Below are 21,134 nucleotides of genomic sequence, written 5' to 3' on the forward strand. Positions count from 1 at the left end.
TTTGGAATAAATAAAAATAAAGTTTGCTTGATAAGTAATCAAGACTTACATTTGCGCTATTAAAACCAATTCTAAATAAAATGAACTTTAAATCTTCAATTTCGATTTTGAGCTTTTGTTTTTTCTTATTCACAACCGCAACCATGTGGGCTCAGGAAAAAGCTACTATTAAAGGTCAGATCACTTTAACCAATAATGACGGTGCCGACAACATTTCTGTGATTTTAAAAGGAACAAAAATTGGCACCAACACAGATAGTCAAGGCCGTTACGAACTAAAAAATCTAAAACCAGGTAGTTACGTCATCAGAGTTTCTGGAGTAGGGTATTCTTCAAAAGAAAAAAGCATCACCTTAAACAGTGGTGACGAATTAGTAGAAGATTTTGTAATTAATCCTAATTCTGAAGAATTAAGTGAAATCGTAGTAAACGGGAATGGTAAAAAAAATCCGCTTGCACGTAAAGAGACACAACAAGTATCAAGACTTCCTTTAAAAAATCTTGAAAACCCACAAGTTTATACTACAATTACAGCTGAACTTTTAAAAGAACAAGTAGTTACAAATATTGACGACGCACTTAAAAACTCTCCAGGTCTAACACAGCTTTGGGCATCTACTGGCCGTGGCGGAGATGGTGCGGGTTATTTTTCTCTTAGAGGATTTGTAGTTCAACCCACTATGATAAATGGTTTGCCAGGTTTATCTAATGGAAGTTTGGATCCTGCTAATATTGACAAAATTGAAGTAATAAAAGGGCCATCAGGAACTCTATTTGGAAGCAGTTTAATCTCTTATGGAGGTTTAATCAACATCACTACTAAAAAACCATATGATCATTTTGGAGGAGAAATCAGTTATACTACCGGAAGCTATGGTTTGAACAGGGTTACTGCCGATGTTAACACTCCGCTTGACGAAGAGCACAAAGTAAACTTCCGTATAAATGCAGCTTATCATGACGAAGATAGTTTTCAAGACGCAGGTTTTAGAAAATCTATATTTGTAGCTCCTTCTCTTTCTTACGAAGTAAATGATAGATTATCATTCCTGGTTAATACTGAGTTTTTAAGCAGCGAAAGTACCAACCCTACTATGTTGTTTTTAGACCGTTTTTCACCTCTACGTGTTAACAACATTGACGAATTGGGATATGACAACAAACGTTCGTACACCAGTAATCAGTTAACACTTAAAACACCATCATACAGTCTTCAGGGACAAATGAATTATAAAATTTCTGACCAATGGTCTTCACAAACAGTCCTTGCAAGAAGTTCTACAAAATCATTAGGATACTATGCATATTTGTATGATATAACAGGTAATTTTAGCGGCATTAACGATGGAATAGTTTTAGGAAGATCATTTACAAATAATGACTCCAAAACTTTAACAACCGATATCCAGCAGAATTTTATTGGAGATTTTAAAATTGGAAACTTAAGAAACAGAATTGTTGCTGGTTTAGATTATTTCAATAGAATGCTGGTTGATAATGGCTCAGGATATGTTTACAATGAAAGTCTTATTTATATTGGAAATGATCCTTTACAAACTGTCAATGAAAATGTATATGGAATTACTGATCCTAATAACTATATCACAAATGGAGACAATGGTAATTTATCAAGAGCACATGCCGAAGCTATATTAGCAAATTCTCCTGCAAACAACAGCAAACAAAAACAAGAAGTTTTTAGTGCTTATGTATCTAACGTAATCAATATTACGCCTGCTCTTTCTGCTATGGCAAGTTTACGTATTGACCGTTTCATGAATTCAGGAGATGTAACCACAAAATCAGACGATTTTAACCAAACTACTTTCTCTCCAAAATTTGGTTTAGTTTACCAGCCAATTATCGATAAAGTTTCGATTTTTGCTAACTACATGGATGGTTTCGTAAACCCGTCACCAATTACCGATGTTGCTGCTGATGGTACTAGAACACCTAGAACTTTCTCACCAGAGCATGCTGCTCAATTTGAAGTTGGTACAAAATTAAATGTTTTCGAAGAAAAATTATATGCTACTTTTAGCTACTATGACACTAAAGTAAGAGATATGGTTTACACTGATTATGGAGCAACAACTACAACTAGTTATGACAATGGTGCACAAAAAAATAAAGGTTTCGAAGCAGAAATTATTGCAAACCCAATTAATGGCCTAAACATAGTATTAGGATACAGTTACAACGATGCTCTTTTAACTGCCGGATTACCAGATTTTGTAAATCACAGACCCGAAAGCGCTGGTCCGCAGAATTTAGCAAACCTTTGGGCTAGTTATAAATTTACAAACGGCGACTTAAAAGGATTTGGTTTAGGTTTTGGAGGTAACTATGCAAGCGACAACAAAATAATGAACAGAACTTTAGCTGGAGTATTTACAATTCCAGAATATACCGTACTAAATTCTTCTATCTTTTACGGAACGGAGAAATACACGCTTACTTTAAAAATGAACAACATTGCAAATGAGGACATTTACGATGGATGGTCAACGGTTCACCCGAAAGATGCTAGAAGCGTAGCTGCAAGTTTCTCATACCGATTCTAACAAAAAAAACATTCCAAACACCTTTCTTTTAGGAGAAAGGTGTTTTTTAAATTTTAAAGATTATGATTACAATAGCCAGCATTATCGTTTTTCTAGCTTTTTATACACTTTATTACACCTCGAAAAGGGCCGTTTTGTCGTATGATCTAGGTTTTGAAAAATGGATGAAAGACAATCCAAAACAAACCAAGCGAGCAGGATTAGCACTCTTACTTATTGCTTATGCTTTTTGGCTTTATACAAAGTCTTTGGGATGCGGAACTTTGATGTTTTTTATCCAACTTATGACTATTGGTAGTCTAATCGTTATTTTAGCGCCTCTTAAAAAGGTAAATCACAAAGTTGTTTACGTTCTTTTTTTGATTGCCGCTTTAATAGAATTATATTACAACTAAATTATGCCAGCCAATCCTAAATATTTGACGCAGTCTGTATGGCAGCGTATTGCCAAAATCACAGCCGCAATATTGGGCGGTTATTTTGTTGCTATAAGTTTTCACCTTGCTCTTGCTGCATGGTTTAATCGTGCCAATGTTTTAATGACAATGGCTTTTACCGGTTTTATTCTTTGGGTAGCTCTTATGGTACTTGCTTTTCTTGCCAAAAGTGCTTGGAAAATCTGGGCAATCTATATTTTGCTCACTTTGGTTTTTTGTCTTTTTATTTATCTCGGTCAAACCTATAATACAACGGCGCAATAATTTATGAATAACCGTCATTATAATATTTATTTTCACACACACACTGTCAGCGGTATTGTAATCAGTGTTGTTCTTTTTGTAATTTTCTTTGCAGGGTCTTTTTCTTTTTTTAGAGATGAAATCATCAATTGGGAAAGAAGTGAATCTACTGCAATTACGAGAGAAATTCAGTTAGACTACAATAATGCACTGGACAACCTCGATAAAAAATACATTTTACACGGCAGAAATATCACTATCTCTAAGCCCAATATAGAAAAACGTGTTGCCGTTTACATGGAAGGGACAAGAGATACTCTTGCTCCTGAAAAACAAAAAGACGGACAGTTTTTTTATCTGGATACCGAAAGTTTCAAGTCTTATACTTATGAAGAATCGTATTCGCTAGGAGAACTTTTATATCGTCTGCACTTTTTTGCACAGATTCCTTATCCTGTAGGTTATTACCTTTCAGGATTTACCGCTTTGTTTTTCTTATTTGCAATTGTAACCGGAGTTTTACTGCACTGGAATAAAATTGTTTCTAATTTTTACATGTTCCGACCAAAAGAAAAACTAAAAACTTTATGGACAGATGCTCATACAGCCTTAGGAATGATCGGACTCCCTTTTCAGTTTGTTTATGCAGTAACTGGAGCTTTTTTCATGATCAAGCTGCTCATTGTCGCGCCAGCCGTAATGGCATTATATGACGGAGACGAGAGTAAATTATATAAAGAATTAGAATATAACGACGTTGATCACCCATTTGAATACAAAAAACTGGCAAATCCGTTTAGTATTAATGATTTGGTTGCAAAGACGAAAAGCAATTGGAAAGATTTTGAGATAACACGCGTTATTATTCAAAATTACGGCGATGTCAACATGCACGTTACAGTCGAAGGAGAATTACCTAGCCACACCAAATTTACCGCAATCGGAAAAGTCATTTACCGTATTGCAGACGGAAAAGAAATTGCCAAAAAAAATCCGATAACGCAAACCAGTTATCTGGATGTTGTTAAAAACGTATTGTACCGAATTCATTTTGGTGATTACGGAGGCTATGCCTTAAAAATAATAAGTTTTGTTCTCGGAATAATAAGTTGTTTTGTGATTATCTCTGGAGTAATGATTTGGCTTGTTGCTAGACAAAAAAACAACCTACCAGAAAAGAAAAAACGTTTCAACGCCGCAGTAGTTCGAATTTATCTGGCAATTTGTTTGAGCATGTATCCAATTACAGCTTTAGCATTTATTGGAAGCAAAATTTTCTATCCACTAAGCCAATCTGATTTGTTTAAGATTTATTTTGGCGGATGGCTTCTTCTGACCGTTTTCTTTATCCTAAAAAAGAATGATGCATTTACAAACAAATTCTGCTTGATTTCAGGAAGCATACTAGGATTCTTGATTCCGATTACAAACGGAATCATAACTGGAAACTGGTTCTGGAATTCTTTTATGCGCAATGAGATTCAAATTTTCTTTATAGATGTTTTCTGGATTGTATTAGCCTCAATTACACTCTATATCGCCTATAATTTAAAACCTGTACAACCCAAAGCTGTTTAAAAACCTTTTTCAATACAAAAAAGCCTGAATTTTTTTCAGGCTTTTTTTTCTTAAATTATTTTACTTGCTCTATTTTTAAAAAATAAAAAACCGCCGATAAAGGCGGTTCTCAAAAAACAATAAACGTAATCTTTTAATTTCTGTTAGCAACAGCATTTTTTTGAAGATTCTTAACAGAACTTACTCTGCTGTTTTCGTATGCCACTTCACAAAGATTTTTTTCGTTATAAAACATCCATTTTCCGGTTTTTAGACCATTTGTGTACTCACCTTCTACCGTTTTATTTCCTTTTACATCATAAGATACCCAAACACCGTCTAATTTTCCATCCTTAAAATAACCTTCCTGTTGTACATTTCCATTTTCATAATAATAGATTGCTTTTACTCTATTTCCAACAGCGTCCAATTCAGGTTTACCTTCTTGCGCACTCAAAATTCCAGAGAACAATACAGCCGCTAAAATCACACTCTTTTTCATATCTTTAGGTATTTAATGTTATCAAATCGTTATCAAATATAGTTAAATGTTTACATTAAAAAAACTTTTGCTTAACAATTTGGTAACATTGAATAAAAACTTAACATTGGAAAAATATCAAAAACAAAAAAACCAGCGCTCAAGCACTGGTTTTACTGGTATTCTAAGACTATTACGTTTTTACGAAAACGTTTTAAATTTCGTAAATAAATTAGTTCAGTAATGCATTGAGCTCACTTTCGAGCTTAGGATCAGATGGTCGTGTAGCATCCGGATTTACAATATTTCCTTTTGGATCGATCAAAATAAACCTCGGAATTCCAGTTACACCGTAATTCATAACAAATTCAGATTCCCAGTCCTTATCTGCAAAAAGCTGTACGCCGCCAAGATTTTTATCGGTAACAAACTTTTTCCATTTTTCCTTGTCTTTTAATTTATCAATCGAAATGCTCACAAACTCAATGTTTTTTCCATGAAATTTCTCTTCAATTTTCTGAAGATATGGAATTTCTGCACGGCAAGGTCCGCACCAAGTCGCCCACAAATCTATATAAATGTATTTCCCTTTTAGATCTGCCAGTTTAGTTTGACCTCCCTTATGGTTTTCATAATCAAATTCGGGAGAAGGTTTTCCTACGAGTTTATTTGCTTTTGCCGCCCTTTCGTATTCCTGAGATGCATATTGATAAAAACTTTCAAAACTGCTTTTTAAGGCAGTCTTAAATTCGGGCTCAAAATCACCTTTTTCAACACTTTCTGTATCCGCTTTTAATTTTGCATCCAACAAAGCTCCAAACGCGGCAGCTTCTTTGCTGAATGCATCTTTTTGAAAGTTCTCGTCCTTTAATGCCTGTTGCGCCAAAAAATTACTTTCATTTACGCCTTTACCTTTATATACTATCGTTTCATCAAACTCTTTGGCGTTCATAGTCAGATTTACTTCAGAATTTGGTTTTAAATATAAGTTAGAGGATTCTGTACCATCAGAAAAAACATAAAACCCTTTTGGAGCATCAAATGAAGCCGAAAACACTCCTTTTTTATCGATCGGAATTACCTGTTTAAAGTTATTTCTTCCTTGAATGACCAACGTATCACTGTTTCTATTCGAGATTTTAGCAGTGAACTTAATTGAATTCTTGCTTTGACCTATAACATTCAAAGCATTAATGATTACTAAACCAGCAACAAAAAGTTTTTTCATGGGTTTTATTATTTGTTTTTTAGTGAATCAAAACTAAAGAAATTTAAGCTTCAAAATTTCAGAATTAACAATTTATTTGAAATTATTCTGCATCAACTTATCACTTTGCTATATTATCTTGAATTTTGTATTTACTTTTGCAGTCTAAAATTTTGAATATGTATAGAAGTCATAATTGCGGCGAATTAAATGCCTCAAATATCAATACCGAAGTTACTCTTGCGGGATGGGTACAAAAATCACGTGATAAAGGATTTATGAATTGGGTTGACTTACGCGACCGTTACGGAATTACACAGCTTATTTTCGACGAAAGTCGTACTGAAAAAAGCGTTTTTGAACTGGCTAAAACTCTTGGACGTGAGTTTGTTATTCAGGTAAAAGGCACCGTTATTGAGCGTGAAGCCAAAAACAAAAACATTCCAACGGGCGAAATCGAAATTTTAGTTTCTGAATTAACAATTTTAAACACTGCTCTTACCCCTCCATTTACTATTGAAGATGAAACGGACGGCGGGGAAGACATCAGAATGAAATACCGTTACTTGGATATCCGAAGAAATCCTGTAAAAAACAGTTTATTATTCCGTCACAAAGTGGCAATCGAAGTTCGTAAATATCTGTCTGATTTAGATTTCTGCGAAGTTGAAACGCCTTACTTAATCAAATCGACTCCAGAAGGAGCAAGAGATTTCGTCGTACCAAGCCGTATGAACGAAGGTCAGTTTTATGCGTTGCCACAATCTCCACAAACTTTCAAACAACTTTTGATGGTGGGTGGAATGGATAAATATTTCCAAATCGTGAAATGTTTCCGTGACGAAGATTTACGTGCAGACCGTCAGCCAGAGTTTACACAGATTGACTGCGAAATGGCATTTGTGGAACAAGAAGACATTTTGAATGTTTTTGAAGGATTGACGCGACATTTATTAAAAGAAATCAAAGGCATTGAGGTAGAGAAATTCCCAAGAATTACCTACGAATATGCTATGAAAACATACGGAAATGACAAGCCGGACATTCGTTTCGGAATGAAATTTGGCGAATTAAACGAATTTGCACAACATAAGGAATTCTCTGTATTCAATGCAGCAGAACTAGTTGTGGGAATCGCTGTTCCAGGAGCAGGAAATTATACCCGCAAAGAAATCGATGGATTGATTGACTGGGTAAAACGTCCGCAAGTTGGAGCATCTGGAATGGTTTACGTAAAATGCAATGAAGACGGAACTTTCAAATCATCTGTAGATAAATTCTACGATCAAGACGATTTAGCAAACTGGGCAAAAGCAACAGAAGCAAATCCTGGCGATATGATTTTTGTACTTTCTGGTCCAGCAAATAAAACAAGAGCACAATTATCTGCCTTACGTATGGAACTAGCAACTCGTTTAGGATTACGTAATCCAGAAGAATTTGCTCCATTATGGGTGGTAGATTTCCCATTATTGGAATTGGACGAAGAAAGCGGTCGTTACCACGCAATGCATCATCCATTTACATCTCCAAAACCAGAAGACATGGCATTGTTAGAAACCGAGCCAGGAAAAGTTCGTGCCAATGCTTATGATATGGTTTTAAACGGAAACGAAATTGGTGGAGGTTCTATTCGTATTCACGACAAGGCGACACAACAATTAATGTTCAAATATTTAGGATTTACCGAAGAAGAAGCAAAAGCGCAGTTTGGTTTCTTAATGGACGCTTTCCAGTTTGGAGCTCCGCCACACGGTGGATTAGCATTTGGTTTGGATCGATTAGTTGCGATTTTAGGAGGTCAGGAAACGATTAGAGATTTTATCGCATTCCCTAAAAACAATGCAGGGCGTGACGTTATGATTGATGCACCTGCTGCCATTGACGAGACACAATTGAAAGAATTACATATTAAAGTTGATTTGGTATAATCAATTTGAAATCAATTTTTTAAAACCGCAGCTTTCTAGACTGCGGTTTTTTATTTTCATGCAACTTTTTTCAAAAACGAAAAAAAATAGTACAAAGACTTTTTTAACTAAAAAATCATCGGAATCTTTGTAAAAATGGCTTAATCATAAAGTCAAAAACTTCTTACTTTTTGAAGTATTTTTAATGATTCTCATTTTAACATGAATCATATCAAAATTGCAGCAACAAACCACGTAAAAACACTGTAAATCAATAATTTTTAGAAAAAATTAACATGTAGATGTCTTTTGTATGAATTTATATGTTACATTTGTTTTATTATAAATTATTATTACAATTACAATGCGTACAGGTACAGTAAAATTTTTCAATGAGTCTAAAGGTTATGGATTCATTACAGACGAAGAAACAGGAAAAGATATCTTCGTTCACGCTTCAGGAATTAACGCGGAAGAATTACGCGAAGGTGACCGTGTAAGCTATGAAGAAGAAGAAGGAAGAAAAGGGAAAGTTGCTGCTAAAGTGGCAGTGATCTAAGAAAAATATAGCAATTTATTTTTTTTGCCTCTGAATGGTCTCAAAAGACGTCCCGAAGTATCGGGACGTTTTTTTTTAGACGATTCTTAAAAAAATATTAAAATAACTCTTCGTTATTTATAATCAATAAAAATTACACATAAACGCGGTTTCGCAGCCTACTTAAATCCTTTTTTAGCTTGTGTTTTACAGACTTCCAAGTTATCTTTGTGGCTCATTTTTTTAAGTATAAAACCGAAGTTTATGCAATCTGATCAATACAGTTACATTCCTATTTTAATGCAGTTTCTTTTAGCTGTTGGTTTTGTGGTAGGAACAATTATTATTTCTGGAAAATTAGGACCAAGAAGAACCTCTGAAGTTAAAGACAAAAACTTCGAATGTGGTATCGAATCTGTTGGTAACGCCCGTATTCCATTCTCTGTAAAATACTTCTTAGTTGCCATTTTGTTCGTATTGTTCGACGTAGAGGTTATTTTTCTTTATCCTTGGGCAATAAACTTCAAAGACTTAGGAATTGAAGGAATGTTAAAAATGTTAGTTTTCATGTCTTTGCTTTTAGTTGGTTTTTTCTACATCATCAAAAAGAAAGCATTAGAGTGGGAATAAAGAATATTAGATTTCAGATTTTAGATTTTAGATTAAATTGATTTAGAATTTTAGGTTTGAAAATAATATCTCAAAACACAATATTGAATTTTAAAATTGATTTCGGTTTCAAGGTCAAAAATCTAAAATCTGAAATCTACAATCTAAAATAAAAATGAGCGATTCAAAAGTAAATATGGTTGCGCCACCGGAAGGAGTTACTGGTGAAGGTTTCTTCGCTACAAAACTTAGTGATGTTGTTGGGTTGGCACGCGCGAATTCTCTTTGGCCATTACCCTTTGCGACATCTTGTTGCGGAATTGAGTTTATGGCCACAATGGCATCTCATTACGATTTAGCTCGATTTGGTTCTGAACGTGTGAGTTTTTCTCCTCGTCAGGCAGATATGTTGTTAGTAATGGGAACTATTTCAAAAAAAATGGCTCCAATTTTAAGACAAGTGTACGAACAAATGGCCGAGCCTCGCTGGGTGATTGCTGTTGGCGCTTGTGCCTCTTCAGGAGGAGTATTTGACACGTATTCAGTACTTCAGGGAATTGACAAAGTAATTCCTGTTGATGTTTACGTTCCTGGTTGCCCGCCAAGACCAGAACAAATTGTTGATGGAGTAATGAGACTTCAAGAACTGGTAAAAAGCGAATCTGTTAGAAGAAGAAGCTCTCCAGAATATCAAGAATTATTAGCTTCATATAATATCTCATAAGATGGCTTTAGAAAACACCCTGATCCAAGATAAACTTACTGAAACATTCAATAACGATGTTTTCAACTTTCAGCAAGAGAGAGATATTTTTTCTTTAGAAGCTTCAGCTGATAAAATCACACCGTTGATTCTATTCCTTAAAAACGATCCAGAATTACAATTTCATTTCTTAACTGACTTATGCGGTATCCATTACCCAGATAACGAAAGTGAGCGTCAGTTTGCAGTTGTTTATCACTTACACAACTGGTACGAAAACAAAAGACTAAAAATCAAAGTTTTCTTAAACGGAGAAAAACCAGAAATTAAATCGGTTTCGAATATTTTCTTGAGTTCGAACTGGATGGAAAGAGAAACGTTCGATTTCTACGGAATCAACTTTATAGGACATCCTCAGTTGAAACGTATTTTAAACATGGACGAAATGCAGTCTCACCCAATGCGAAAAGAATTCCCAATGGAAGACAGCGGAAGAACCGACAAAGACGACAGATTCTTTGGAAGAACAACATCAAATTGCTAAAAAATAATTCAACATTATAAAATGTCAGAACTATTATTACCACCAGAGCATCGTTATGCTAAAATAATTAAGGAGAGACTTAACGAAGACGGAAGCGAACTTTCTGTACTGAATTTAGGTCCAACTCACCCTGCGACTCACGGTATTTTCCAAAACATCCTATTAATGGATGGTGAAAAAATTCTTGAGGCTGAGCCAACTATTGGTTACATCCACAGAGCTTTCGAGAAAATTGCCGAAAATCGTCCTTTTTATCAAATTACACCTCTTACAGACCGTATGAACTACTGCTCTTCTCCTATTAATAATATGGGATGGTGGATGACAGTAGAAAAACTATTAGGTATTGAAGTTCCTAAAAGAGCGCAGTATTTAAGAGTTATCGTTATGGAGCTGGCTCGTATTACGGATCATATTATCTGTAACGGGATTTTGGGTGTAGATACTGGTGCGTATACTGGTTTCTTGTACGTTTTTCAATTTAGAGAAAAAATCTACGAAATCTACGAAGAAATTTGTGGAGCTCGTTTGACTACCAATATGGGAAGAATCGGTGGTTTTGAAAGAGACTGGTCTCCGGAAGTTTTCAAAAAACTAGATAAATTCCTAGAAGAATTCCCTCCAGTATGGCAGGAATTCCAAAACTTATTCGAGAGAAACAGAATTTTCCTTGACAGAACTGTAAACGTTGGTGCAATCACTGCTGAAAAAGCAATGGCATACGGATTTACAGGTCCAAACTTACGTGCTGCGGGAGTTGATTACGATGTACGTGTAGCACAGCCATACTCATCTTACGAAGATTTCGATTTTATCGTTCCTGTTGGAAAATCGGGTGATACTTACGATCGTTTCTGTGTTCGTAATGCTGAAGTTTGGGAAAGTTTAAGCATTATTCGTCAAGCATTAGAAAAAATGCCTCCAGGAAACGAATATCATGCTGAAGTTCCAGATTACTACCTTCCTCCAAAAGAAGATGTTTATACTTCTATGGAATCTTTAATTTATCACTTTAAGATTGTAATGGGAGAAGTTCCTGTACCAGTTGCAGAAATCTATCACCCAGTAGAAGGAGGAAATGGAGAAATCGGTTTCTATTTAGTTACAGACGGAAGTAGAACTCCTTATAGATTACATTTCAGAAGACCATGCTTTATTTATTACCAAGCATTCCCAGAAATGATTAAAGGTGCCATGCTTTCTGATGCGATTATCATCCTTTCAAGTTTGAACGTAATTGCAGGAGAATTAGACGCCTAAAAAAATTTAGATTTTAGATACTAGAATTTAAATTAAAATATTTGTGCCTTTGCGCCTTTGTGGCAAAACAAGAATAAAATGGAAAGAAAACATTACAAACAAGAAATAAATATGACTGAGGCATTGATGAACCGCATCAATGAATTGATCAGCCATTATCCTGAAGGCAAACAAAAATCGGCTTTATTGCCTGTCTTGCACGAAGTTCAGGATGCACATAACAACTGGCTTAGTATTGAACTGCAAGATAAAGTTGCCGAGATTCTTCAGATAAAACCAATTGAGGTTTATGAAGTGGTTACTTTTTACACGATGTTCAACCAGAAGCCAATTGGCAAGTATATGTTTGAGTTCTGCCAAACTTCTTGTTGTTGTTTAAGAGGTGCCGAAGATTTAATGGATTATACTTCTGAAAAATTAGGCATTAAAATGGGCGAAACTACTCCAGACGGAATGTTTACCATTGCTGGTGTAGAATGTTTAGGTGCTTGCGGATACGCTCCGATGATGCAGTTGGGAGATTTCTACAAAGAAAAACTGACAGAAGAAAAAATCGATCAGATTATTGCTGATTGTAGAGAGGATAAAATAATATTACACGATAAATAAGATGTCACAAAAAATATTATTAGATAAAATCAATATTCCTGGAATTAAAACCTACGAAGTTTATCGCCAAAATGGCGGATACGCTTCTGTAGAAAAAGCTTTAAAAACATTAACTCCAGACGAAGTAACTGAGGAAGTAAAAAAATCAGGATTACGTGGTCGTGGTGGTGCAGGTTTCCCTGCTGGAATGAAATGGAGCTTTATTGATAAAAAATCAGGAAGACCAAGACACTTAGTGTGTAATGCCGACGAATCGGAGCCGGGAACATTCAAAGATCGATTCTTGATGGAATTTATTCCTCACTTATTAATCGAAGGAATGATTACTTCTAGCTACGCTTTAGGTGCTAACTTATCATATATCTACATTCGTGGAGAATATATGTGGGTTTTTAAAATCTTAGAAAGAGCAATCGCCGAAGCAAAAGCTGCCGGATGGTTAGGAAAAAATATATTAGGATCAGGTTATGACTTAGAACTTCACGTTCACTGTGGAGCTGGAGCTTATATCTGTGGAGAAGAAACAGCATTAATCGAATCATTGGAAGGTAAAAGAGGAAATCCTCGTATTAAACCACCTTTCCCAGCGGTTTCTGGTCTTTGGGCAAATCCAACGGTAGTAAACAATGTTGAAACTATTGCGACTGTGCCATGGATTGTAAACAATTCTGGTGATGATTATGCTAAAATTGGTATTGGACGTTCTACTGGAACTAAATTAATTTCTGCTTCAGGACATATTAAAAATCCTGGTGTTTACGAAATCGAATTAGGTTTAAGCGTAGACGAATTCATGAATTCTGATGAATATTTGGGAGGAATGTCTTCAAGCCGTCCCTTAAAAGCATTTGTACCAGGAGGTTCTTCTGTGCCAATTCTACCAGCTGAATTGATTTTCAAAACAGCAAACGGTGAAGATCGTTTAATGACTTACGAATCTTTAAGTGATGGTGGTTTTGCTACCGGATCTATGTTGGGTTCTGGAGGATTTATTGTTTACAACGATACTGCTTGTGTGGTAAGAAACACTTGGAACTTTGCTCGTTTCTACCACCACGAATCTTGCGGACAATGTACTCCTTGCCGTGAAGGAACTGGATGGTTGGAAAAAATCTTATGGAGAATCGAAAACGGTCAAGGCCGTGAAGAGGATATCGAATTATTGTGGAGCATTCAAAGCAAAATTGAAGGAAACACAATCTGTCCTCTAGGAGACGCAGCTTCTTGGCCAGTAGCAGCTGCAATTCGTCACTTTAGAGATGAGTTCGAATATCATGTTCGTTTCCCTGAAAAAATCAAAAATAGAGATCACTTTGTCGCTGAACCTTTTTCACAAGTAAAACATTTAGTTGGCGGTAAAGCAATCGTTTAAAAATAAAAAGCATAAAGTTATAAAGTTCATAATGTTAAAAAGGACAGCAATTCTTTTCAATATTCCGACTTTCAACAAAAAAGTTTAAAATAGTTTAAAGTTTCAAGTTTTTTTAGTTTCAAGTGAAAACGTGAAAACTGAAACCTGAAACTAAAAAAACAAAATAAAGAGATGAAAGTAACCATAGACGGTCAAAGTATAGACGTAGAACCAGGAACAACGATCCTGCAGGCTGCACGTATGATTGGTGGAGATTTGGTGCCGCCAGCCATGTGTTATTACTCAAAATTAAAAGGCAGCGGTGGAAAATGCCGTTGTTGTTTAGTTGAAGTTTCTAAAGGTAGTGAAGCTGATCCAAGACCAATGCCAAAACTTATGGCATCTTGTGTAACAGGATGTATGGACGGAATGGAAGTAAACAGTAAATCTTCTGCCAGAGTTACCGAAGCGCGTAAATCTGTAACAGAGTTTTTATTAATCAACCACCCATTAGACTGTCCAATTTGTGATCAGGCGGGAGAATGTGATCTTCAAAATTTAAGTTTTGAGCACGGAAACCCGAAATCACGTTATATTGAAGAAAAAAGAACATTCGAGCCAGAAGATATTGGTCCAAATATTCAACTTCATATGAACCGTTGTATTTTATGTCAAAGATGTGTACAAGTTGCAGATCAATTGACAGACAACAGAGTTCACGGAGTATTAGATCGTGGTGATCACGCTAATATTTCAACAGGAATTTCTAAAGCAATCGACAACGAGTTTTCTGGAAACATGATCGACGTTTGTCCAGTTGGAGCTTTAACAGATAAAACTTTCCGTTTTAAATCAAGAGTTTGGTTTAATAAACCTTACAACGCACACAGAGAATGTACTACTCCAGGATGTTGCGGTAAAACTACCGTTTGGATGTTTGGTGGAGAGATTCAGCGTGTAACTGGTCGTAAAGACGAGTACCATGAAGTTGAAGAATTCATCTGCAACAGTTGTCGTTTTGATCACAAAGATGTGAATGACTGGGTTATTGAAGGGCCAAGAGAATTTGAAAAAGATTCTGTTATCAACCAAAACAATTACACTCAAAAACTAGAGAAAGTTACTATCGATACAGAAAAGAACATTCTTTTAGGTAGAGATATCGACCGTAAAAAAATTAGTATGGCAGCAATTCCATTAACTGATAAAGATCAAAAACAATAAGAAATGGAAAGTGCATTTATTATAGAAAAAAGTGTTGTTATTGTTGTCGTTTTTGCGGTAACAATGATTATGGCTATGTATTCTACTTGGGCAGAACGTAAAGTTGCCGCTTTCTTGCAAGACCGCGTTGGACCAAACCGCGCTGGATGGGGAGGTTTATTACAGCCGCTTGCAGATGGTATGAAATTATTCTCTAAAGAAGAGTTTTTCCCAAACACGCCAAATAGATTTTTATTCGTTGTTGGGCCAGCAATTGCAATGAGTACAGCTTTAATGACGAGTGCTGTAATTCCGTGGGGAGATCGTTTGCATCTTTTCGGAAGAGACATCATTCTTCAGGCTACCGATGTAAATATTGCTTTATTATACATTTTTGGAGTGCTTTCTGTTGGAGTTTACGGCATCATGATTGGTGGATGGGCTTCTAACAACAAATTCTCTTTGATGGGAGCTATTCGTGCAGCTTCTCAAATGGTTTCGTACGAGATTGCAATGGGATTATCAATAATCGCTTTATTGATGATGACTGGCACAATGAGCTTAAAAGAAATCTCACTACAACAACAGGGAATGAACTGGAATGTTTTTTATCAGCCATTATCATTCTTAATTTTCCTAATCTGTTCATTTGCAGAAACAAACAGAACTCCTTTCGACTTAGCAGAATGTGAGAACGAGTTAATTGGAGGTTATCACACAGAATATTCATCTATGAAAATGGGATTCTATTTATTTGCCGAATATGCAAGTATGTTTATCTCTTCTACAATTATTTCTGTTTTATTCTTTGGAGGATACAACTACCCTGGAATGCAATGGATGGTTGACAACGTAGGTGTAAATGCAGCAAACTTATTAGGAATTGGAGCTTTATTTGCAAAAATATGTTTCTTCATATTCTTCTATATGTGGGTACGTTGGACAATTCCAAGATTTAGATATGACCAATTAATGAACTTAGGATGGAGAATTTTAATTCCGCTTTCGATCATTAATATCATGATTACAGGTGTTGTAATTTTAAGACATGAAATCTTAGCAACCTTAGGATTCTAAGAATCGTAATTGCTTCAAATAAAAACAAATAGATTTTGAATTTGATTCTTTTCAAATTGTAAATCATAAACTATAATAGTAAAAATGTCAATAGAAACTATATCATTATCGGGTAGAAAAAAGGTGGTGTCAAATAAGGACATGTCTTTTATTGAACGATTGTATCTTGTGGCGATTGTAAAAGGTTTGTTTATTACTGTAAAACACCTTTTCAGAAAAAAAGTTACCATTCATTATCCTGAGCAGGTTCGCGAAATGAGTCCGGTTTATCGTGGCCAGCACATGCTGAAACGCGATGAACAAGGTCGTGAGAACTGTACCGCTTGTGGATTATGTGCTTTATCTTGCCCTGCAGAAGCGATTACAATGAAAGCCGCAGAACGCAAAGCTGATGAAAAACACTTATACAGAGAAGAAAAATACGCTGAAATATACGAAATCAATATGCTTCGTTGTATTTTCTGCGGTTTATGTGAAGAAGCTTGTCCAAAAGACGCTATTTACTTAACCGAATCTAAAGTTTTAGTTCCTGCTAATTACAAAAGAGAAGATTTCATTTTCGGGAAAGATAAATTGGTAATGCCTTTAGAAATGGCTATGAAAAACGCTCAACTTAAAAACGCTAACTAAATGATACATATTCCAGATCTTGCAAACGCAACTCCTGTAGGGGTGATATTTTGTATCTTAGCGTTTATTACCATTATTACTGCTTTCTTGACTATTTTCAGCAGAAACCCGATACACTCAGCAATTTACTTAGTGATTTGCTTCTTCTCTATCGCTGGTCATTATTTACTATTAAATTCTCAATTTTTAGCTGTTGTTCATATAATAGTCTACTCGGGAGCAATTATGATTCTGTTCCTGTTTACCATCATGTTGATGAATCTGAACGAACAAAAAGATGTGCACCGCCCTAGAATCACACGTTTAGGCGCTATTGTTTCTTTCTGTTTAATCCTAATTGTTTTGATTGCTCTTTTCATCAACTCTAAACCAATTGTAGGCGAGTACGATTCTACTGGAGAAGATTTCCAATCAATCAAAGTTTTAGGTAAAATTTTATTGGACGACTATATGGTTCCGTTTGAATTTGCTTCGATCTTGCTTTTGGTGGCTATGATTGGAACAGTTCTATTGTCTAAAAAAGAAAAATTAAATAAATAATGGGTAATATATTAAATCAAATAGGTATTGAGAACTACATCTTTTTGAGTGTCGTACTTTTCTGTATTGGTATTTTTGGTGTATTGTACAGACGAAATGCAATTATCGTTTTCATGTCTATCGAAATTATGTTGAATGCGGTAAACCTTTTATTTGTTGCTTTTTCAACTTATCATCAGGATGCGCAAGGACAAGTTTTTGTGTTCTTCTCGATGGCAGTTGCTGCAGCTGAAGTTGCGGTAGGATTGGCCATTTTGGTTTCTATTTTTAGAAATATTGGATCAATCAGTATCGATAATTTAAAAAATTTAAAAGGATAATCAGAAATGGATACCAATTTAGCTTTACTTTTAGTATTAACGCCTTTTTTAGGATTTTTAATCAATGTTTTCTTTGGAAAAAGCTTAGGAAAAACTGTTTCTGGAACAATCGGAACACTTGCCGTAGCAATTTCTTTTATAGTTACTCTTGTACTTTTTAATCAAATAAATTCGACTGGAAAAGGAATTGAAGTTACTTTATTTGATTGGATTCAGATCAGTAACTTAAAAATCAATCTCGGATTTTTATTAGATCAATTATCTGTTCTTTGGTTACTTTTTGTGACTGGAATCGGGTCTTTGATTCACTTATACTCTATCAGTTACATGCATGATGACGAAAACATGCACAAATTCTTCTCTTACCTGAATTTGTTCGTTTTCTTTATGATCACACTTGTAATTGGAAGCAACTTATTAGTTCTTTTCATCGGATGGGAAGGTGTCGGACTTTGTTCGTACCTGTTAATTGGATTCTGGTATAAAAACCAAGATTACAATGATGCTGCGAAAAAAGCTTTCATCATGAACAGAATTGGAGATTTAGGTCTTTTAATCGGAATGTTTATCATCGGGTCAATGTTTTCTACATTAGATTATGCAACTTTAAAAACTGCAGTTTCCGAAGGTTCTCCGTTACTTTCTTTAGCCGCTTTATGTTTGTTTATTGGAGCTTGTGGTAAATCTGCTCAAATTCCGCTATACACTTGGTTGCCAGATGCCATGGCTGGACCAACTCCAGTTTCTGCATTAATCCACGCAGCTACGATGGTAACTGCAGGTATCTTTATGGTAACAAGATTAAACTTTGTTTTTGATTTAGCAGTTGACGTTCAAACTGTCATAGCAGTTATTGGAGCTATCACTTCATTATTGGCAGCTACTATTGGTTTAGTTCAAAACGACATCAAAAAAGTATTGGCTTATTCAACAGTTTCACAATTAGGTTTAATGTTCTTGGCATTAGGTTTTGGAGCTTATGAAGTAGCTGTTTTTCACGTAATCACTCACGCTTTCTTTAAAGCTTGTTTATTCTTAGGCTCAGGTTCTGTAATTCACGGATTACACGGAGAACAAGACATGCGCAAAATGGGTGGACTACGTAAAGCAATGCCAATTACATTCTGGACCATGATGATTTCTTCATTAGCAATCTCAGGTGTTCCATTCTTCTCTGGATTCTTTTCTAAAGACGAAATCTTATTGACGGCTTTCCATCACAGTATTCCATTATATGTTGTTGGGTCTATTGCTTCTGTCATGACCGCTTTTTATATGTTTAGATTGATGTTCTTGACTTTCTTCAAAGAATTTAGAGGAACTGAAGAACAAAAACATCATTTGCACGAAAGTGGTTCATTAATTACTATTCCACTTATCATCTTAGCTATTTTAGCCACTTTTGGCGGATTAATTAGTTTACCTGGAAACAGTTGGCTAAATGAATACCTTTCTCCTCTTTTCACAAAAGCTGAAGGCGGAGAACACCATTTAGGCGCAACAGAATACACTTTGATGGGTGTTGCTGTTTTAGGCGGTTTATTAGGAATACTGATTGCTTACATTAAATATTTCAAACAAAATAATGTACCTGAATCTGATGACAATATTATTGGTTTGTCTAAGCTTTTATATGATAAATATTATATCGATGAAATTTATGAAGCTGTTATCGTAAAGCCAATTAACTTTTTATCTAAATTCTTTAGAGATTATATTGAAACAGGTATAGCCGCGTTTGTTTTCGGATTTGGAAAAGTTACAGGAGAAATCGCTTTTCAAGGTAAAAAAATACAAACCGGAAGTATTGGATTGTATCTGTTTGTTTTTGTCATAGGACTTTGCGCAATTGTTTCCTATTTATTTTTAGCTCAATAATATTATAACTATGAACGTTTCTACTATATTAATTATACTTTTAATTGGTGCATTTGCCACTTATTTATCTGGTGACAAACTGGCTTCAAAAGTTGCATTACTTTTTAGTTTGGCAGCTCTTGGATGTTCGATTCTATTATTGAATAATTATAATGCCGGCGAAAACATTAGCTTTATCGCAAACTGGATCAATAAACCAACTATCGTTCTTGCCTTAAATGCAGACGGACTTGGAATTGCAATGGTTTTGTTAACTCTTGCCTTAACTCCGATTATTATATTTTCATCTTTTGGGAATGAATACAAAAATGCCAAATCATTTTATGCCTTAATTTTATTTATGGCATTTGCTATGGCCGGGACTTTCTTGGCTGCAGACGGACTTTTGTATTATGTATTCTGGGAACTTGCTCTTGTTCCGATTTACTTTATCGCACTTATCTGGGGTAATGGTGATGCTGAAGAACGCAGAAAAGCAGTGGTTAAATTCTTTATCTATACCCTTGCAGGATCTTTGTTCATGCTGACCGCCTTTATCTATTTATACCAAAAAACCGGAAGCTTCTTGCTTGAAAAATTATATGCTGCAGAATTATCTTCTAACGAGCAGTTATGGATTTTCTTGGCGTTCTTCTTAGCTTACGCGATCAAAATTCCGATTATTCCTTTCCATACATGGCAGGCAAATGTATACCAAAAAGCACCAACTGTTGGAACGATGCTTTTATCTGGTATCATGCTTAAAATGGGATTATACAGTGTACTTCGTTGGCAATTGCCGATTGCTCCGCTTGCTGCAAAAGAGTATTTGAATATTTTTATTTCTCTCGGTATTGCAGGTGTAATCTACGGCTCTATCGTGGCTTTGAAACAAAAAGACCTGAAAAAACTTTTGGCTTACTCTTCTCTTGCACACGTTGGTTTGATTGCGGCAGGATCTTATACTCTTACTCTTGATGGTTTAAGAGGTGCTGTACTCCAAATGATTGCTCACGGTTTTGTGGTAGTTGGATTATTCTTTGCTGCAGAAGTTATTTTCAGAAGATTTGAAACTAGAGAAATTTCAGAAATGGGCGGTATCCGCATACAATCTCCAAAATTTACATCTATGTTTTTGATTTTGGTTTTGGCTTCGGTTGCGTTGCCTAGTACTTTCAATTTTGTTGGAGAATTTACAGTATTGTATAGCTTGTCTCAAATTAATATCTGGTTTGCAGTTTTAGGAGGAACTACTATCATCTTAGGTGCTTATTACATGCTTAAAATGTTTCAGCAGGTAATGCTGGGAGAAGCAAACTCAAAAACATTTGCTGATGTGAGCCTTAATGAAGGAATTTCATTTGCAGTAATTATTGCTGTATTATTGTTCTTCGGATTTTATCCAAAACCAATTACAGATTTAATCACTCCAAGTCTTGAAACTATTTTGAGCGTAATCAATAAGAATTAATATTTTAAACAAAATAAATTAGG

21 protein-coding genes are annotated in these 21,134 nt (G+C 35.3%); 19 read left to right on the forward strand and 2 right to left on the reverse strand.

What is annotated here, in order from left to right; genetic code table 11:
• Positions 1-80 precede the first annotated feature (80 nt).
• The 4 genes from E0W73_RS07705 to E0W73_RS07720 all read left to right on the forward strand — a co-directional run bounded on the left by E0W73_RS07705 (position 81) and on the right by E0W73_RS07720 (position 4,822).
• Complete coding sequence (locus E0W73_RS07705) at positions 81-2,564, forward strand: TonB-dependent receptor (RefSeq protein WP_135221508.1); 2,484 nt, start codon at positions 81-83, stop codon at positions 2,562-2,564.
• A 62-nt stretch (positions 2,565-2,626) separates the two neighbouring features.
• Complete coding sequence (locus tag E0W73_RS07710; RefSeq protein WP_135221509.1) at positions 2,627-2,959, forward strand: hypothetical protein; 333 nt, start codon at positions 2,627-2,629, stop codon at positions 2,957-2,959.
• A gap of 3 nt (positions 2,960-2,962) precedes the next feature.
• Complete coding sequence (locus E0W73_RS07715; RefSeq protein WP_135221510.1) at positions 2,963-3,265, forward strand: hypothetical protein; 303 nt, start codon at positions 2,963-2,965, stop codon at positions 3,263-3,265.
• Between the two features lie 3 nt (positions 3,266-3,268).
• Entirely contained in the window at positions 3,269-4,822 is a 1,554-nt protein-coding gene (locus E0W73_RS07720) for a PepSY-associated TM helix domain-containing protein (protein ID WP_135221511.1), read from the forward strand.
• Positions 4,823-4,955: 133 nt separating this feature from the next.
• Here E0W73_RS07720 and E0W73_RS07725 read toward each other — a convergent pair whose 3' ends face one another.
• On the reverse strand, positions 4,956-5,303 hold the full coding sequence (locus E0W73_RS07725; RefSeq protein ID WP_135221512.1) for a toxin-antitoxin system YwqK family antitoxin: 348 nt from the start codon (positions 5,301-5,303) through the stop codon (positions 4,956-4,958).
• A 211-nt stretch (positions 5,304-5,514) separates the two neighbouring features.
• The gene (locus E0W73_RS07730) at positions 5,515-6,510 is read right to left on the reverse strand and encodes a TlpA family protein disulfide reductase (protein WP_135221513.1); all 996 of its coding nucleotides are present in this window, start codon (positions 6,508-6,510) and stop codon (positions 5,515-5,517) included.
• Positions 6,511-6,668: 158 nt separating this feature from the next.
• Here E0W73_RS07730 and aspS point away from each other — a divergent pair, with 158 nt between their 5' ends.
• The 15 genes from aspS (at position 6,669) to E0W73_RS07805 (ending at position 21,111) form a co-directional block, all read left to right on the forward strand.
• Positions 6,669-8,420, forward strand: coding sequence for an aspartate--tRNA ligase (aspS, locus tag E0W73_RS07735; protein ID WP_135221514.1), 1,752 nt, complete (start codon positions 6,669-6,671; stop codon positions 8,418-8,420).
• Positions 8,421-8,763: 343 nt separating this feature from the next.
• Positions 8,764-8,958 carry a cold-shock protein gene (locus E0W73_RS07740; RefSeq protein ID WP_007137066.1) on the forward strand — a complete coding sequence of 65 codons (195 nt, stop codon included), beginning with the start codon at positions 8,764-8,766 and terminating at the stop codon, positions 8,956-8,958.
• Positions 8,959-9,201: 243 nt separating this feature from the next.
• The gene (locus E0W73_RS07745) at positions 9,202-9,567 is read left to right on the forward strand and encodes an NADH-quinone oxidoreductase subunit A (protein WP_135221515.1); all 366 of its coding nucleotides are present in this window, start codon (positions 9,202-9,204) and stop codon (positions 9,565-9,567) included.
• Positions 9,568-9,721: 154 nt separating this feature from the next.
• The gene (locus tag E0W73_RS07750; RefSeq protein WP_129745954.1) at positions 9,722-10,270 is read left to right on the forward strand and encodes an NADH-quinone oxidoreductase subunit B; all 549 of its coding nucleotides are present in this window, start codon (positions 9,722-9,724) and stop codon (positions 10,268-10,270) included.
• A gap of 1 nt (position 10,271) precedes the next feature.
• Positions 10,272-10,793 (forward strand): NADH-quinone oxidoreductase subunit C, encoded by a 522-nt coding sequence (locus tag E0W73_RS07755; RefSeq protein WP_135221516.1) that lies wholly within the window; start codon positions 10,272-10,274, stop codon positions 10,791-10,793.
• Positions 10,794-10,814: 21 nt separating this feature from the next.
• On the forward strand, positions 10,815-12,053 hold the full coding sequence (locus tag E0W73_RS07760; RefSeq protein WP_135221517.1) for an NADH-quinone oxidoreductase subunit D: 1,239 nt from the start codon (positions 10,815-10,817) through the stop codon (positions 12,051-12,053).
• Positions 12,054-12,131: 78 nt separating this feature from the next.
• Positions 12,132-12,662, forward strand: a complete 531-nt coding sequence (locus E0W73_RS07765) for a complex I 24 kDa subunit family protein (RefSeq protein ID WP_008466111.1) — start codon at positions 12,132-12,134, stop codon at positions 12,660-12,662.
• A 1-nt stretch (position 12,663) separates the two neighbouring features.
• The gene (nuoF, locus tag E0W73_RS07770; protein ID WP_135221518.1) at positions 12,664-14,034 is read left to right on the forward strand and encodes an NADH-quinone oxidoreductase subunit NuoF; all 1,371 of its coding nucleotides are present in this window, start codon (positions 12,664-12,666) and stop codon (positions 14,032-14,034) included.
• A gap of 171 nt (positions 14,035-14,205) precedes the next feature.
• Positions 14,206-15,237: a 2Fe-2S iron-sulfur cluster-binding protein gene (locus E0W73_RS07775; RefSeq protein WP_129745950.1), complete on the forward strand. Its 1,032-nt coding sequence runs from the start codon at positions 14,206-14,208 to the stop codon at positions 15,235-15,237.
• 3 nt (positions 15,238-15,240) lie between these two features.
• Entirely contained in the window at positions 15,241-16,293 is a 1,053-nt protein-coding gene (gene nuoH / locus E0W73_RS07780; protein WP_135221519.1) for an NADH-quinone oxidoreductase subunit NuoH, read from the forward strand.
• A gap of 84 nt (positions 16,294-16,377) precedes the next feature.
• A complete protein-coding gene (locus E0W73_RS07785; protein ID WP_135221520.1) occupies positions 16,378-16,923 on the forward strand; it encodes a NuoI/complex I 23 kDa subunit family protein in 546 nt (181 codons plus the stop codon).
• A complete protein-coding gene (locus tag E0W73_RS07790; RefSeq protein ID WP_135221521.1) occupies positions 16,924-17,463 on the forward strand; it encodes an NADH-quinone oxidoreductase subunit J family protein in 540 nt (179 codons plus the stop codon).
• Positions 17,463-17,783 (forward strand): NADH-quinone oxidoreductase subunit NuoK, encoded by a 321-nt coding sequence (gene nuoK, locus E0W73_RS07795; RefSeq protein WP_008466103.1) that lies wholly within the window; start codon positions 17,463-17,465, stop codon positions 17,781-17,783. Before E0W73_RS07790 ends, nuoK begins: the two co-directional genes overlap by 1 nt.
• Positions 17,784-17,789: 6 nt before the next feature.
• Positions 17,790-19,661 (forward strand): NADH-quinone oxidoreductase subunit L, encoded by a 1,872-nt coding sequence (gene nuoL, locus E0W73_RS07800; protein ID WP_135221522.1) that lies wholly within the window; start codon positions 17,790-17,792, stop codon positions 19,659-19,661.
• 10 nt (positions 19,662-19,671) lie between these two features.
• On the forward strand, positions 19,672-21,111 hold the full coding sequence (locus E0W73_RS07805) for a complex I subunit 4 family protein (protein WP_135221523.1): 1,440 nt from the start codon (positions 19,672-19,674) through the stop codon (positions 21,109-21,111).
• Positions 21,112-21,134 lie beyond the last annotated feature (23 nt).

The organism is Flavobacterium foetidum, from assembly GCF_004634245.1.
GTDB lineage: Bacteria > Bacteroidota > Bacteroidia > Flavobacteriales > Flavobacteriaceae > Flavobacterium > Flavobacterium foetidum.

Bases quoted from the DNA above. Each gene is read 5' to 3' on its own strand.
- E0W73_RS07775 (WP_129745950.1), top strand. From the start codon at position 14,206: ATGAAAGTAACCATAGACGGTCAAAGTATAGACGTAGAACCAGGAACA.
- E0W73_RS07710 (WP_135221509.1), top strand. From the start codon at position 2,627: ATGATTACAATAGCCAGCATTATCGTTTTTCTAGCTTTTTATACACTT.
- nuoL (WP_135221522.1), top strand. From the start codon at position 17,790: ATGGATACCAATTTAGCTTTACTTTTAGTATTAACGCCTTTTTTAGGA.
- nuoK (WP_008466103.1), top strand. From the start codon at position 17,463: ATGGGTAATATATTAAATCAAATAGGTATTGAGAACTACATCTTTTTG.
- E0W73_RS07740 (WP_007137066.1), top strand. From the start codon at position 8,764: ATGCGTACAGGTACAGTAAAATTTTTCAATGAGTCTAAAGGTTATGGA.
- E0W73_RS07745 (WP_135221515.1), top strand. From the start codon at position 9,202: ATGCAATCTGATCAATACAGTTACATTCCTATTTTAATGCAGTTTCTT.
- E0W73_RS07720 (WP_135221511.1), top strand. From the start codon at position 3,269: ATGAATAACCGTCATTATAATATTTATTTTCACACACACACTGTCAGC.
- E0W73_RS07725 (WP_135221512.1), bottom strand. From the start codon at position 5,303: ATGAAAAAGAGTGTGATTTTAGCGGCTGTATTGTTCTCTGGAATTTTG.
- E0W73_RS07715 (WP_135221510.1), top strand. From the start codon at position 2,963: ATGCCAGCCAATCCTAAATATTTGACGCAGTCTGTATGGCAGCGTATT.
- E0W73_RS07765 (WP_008466111.1), top strand. From the start codon at position 12,132: ATGGAAAGAAAACATTACAAACAAGAAATAAATATGACTGAGGCATTG.
- E0W73_RS07790 (WP_135221521.1), top strand. From the start codon at position 16,924: ATGATACATATTCCAGATCTTGCAAACGCAACTCCTGTAGGGGTGATA.
- E0W73_RS07805 (WP_135221523.1), top strand. From the start codon at position 19,672: ATGAACGTTTCTACTATATTAATTATACTTTTAATTGGTGCATTTGCC.
- E0W73_RS07750 (WP_129745954.1), top strand. From the start codon at position 9,722: ATGAGCGATTCAAAAGTAAATATGGTTGCGCCACCGGAAGGAGTTACT.
- E0W73_RS07705 (WP_135221508.1), top strand. From the start codon at position 81: ATGAACTTTAAATCTTCAATTTCGATTTTGAGCTTTTGTTTTTTCTTA.
- nuoH (WP_135221519.1), top strand. From the start codon at position 15,241: ATGGAAAGTGCATTTATTATAGAAAAAAGTGTTGTTATTGTTGTCGTT.
- E0W73_RS07730 (WP_135221513.1), bottom strand. From the start codon at position 6,510: ATGAAAAAACTTTTTGTTGCTGGTTTAGTAATCATTAATGCTTTGAAT.
- nuoF (WP_135221518.1), top strand. From the start codon at position 12,664: ATGTCACAAAAAATATTATTAGATAAAATCAATATTCCTGGAATTAAA.
- E0W73_RS07760 (WP_135221517.1), top strand. From the start codon at position 10,815: ATGTCAGAACTATTATTACCACCAGAGCATCGTTATGCTAAAATAATT.
- aspS (WP_135221514.1), top strand. From the start codon at position 6,669: ATGTATAGAAGTCATAATTGCGGCGAATTAAATGCCTCAAATATCAAT.
- E0W73_RS07785 (WP_135221520.1), top strand. From the start codon at position 16,378: ATGTCAATAGAAACTATATCATTATCGGGTAGAAAAAAGGTGGTGTCA.
- E0W73_RS07755 (WP_135221516.1), top strand. From the start codon at position 10,272: ATGGCTTTAGAAAACACCCTGATCCAAGATAAACTTACTGAAACATTC.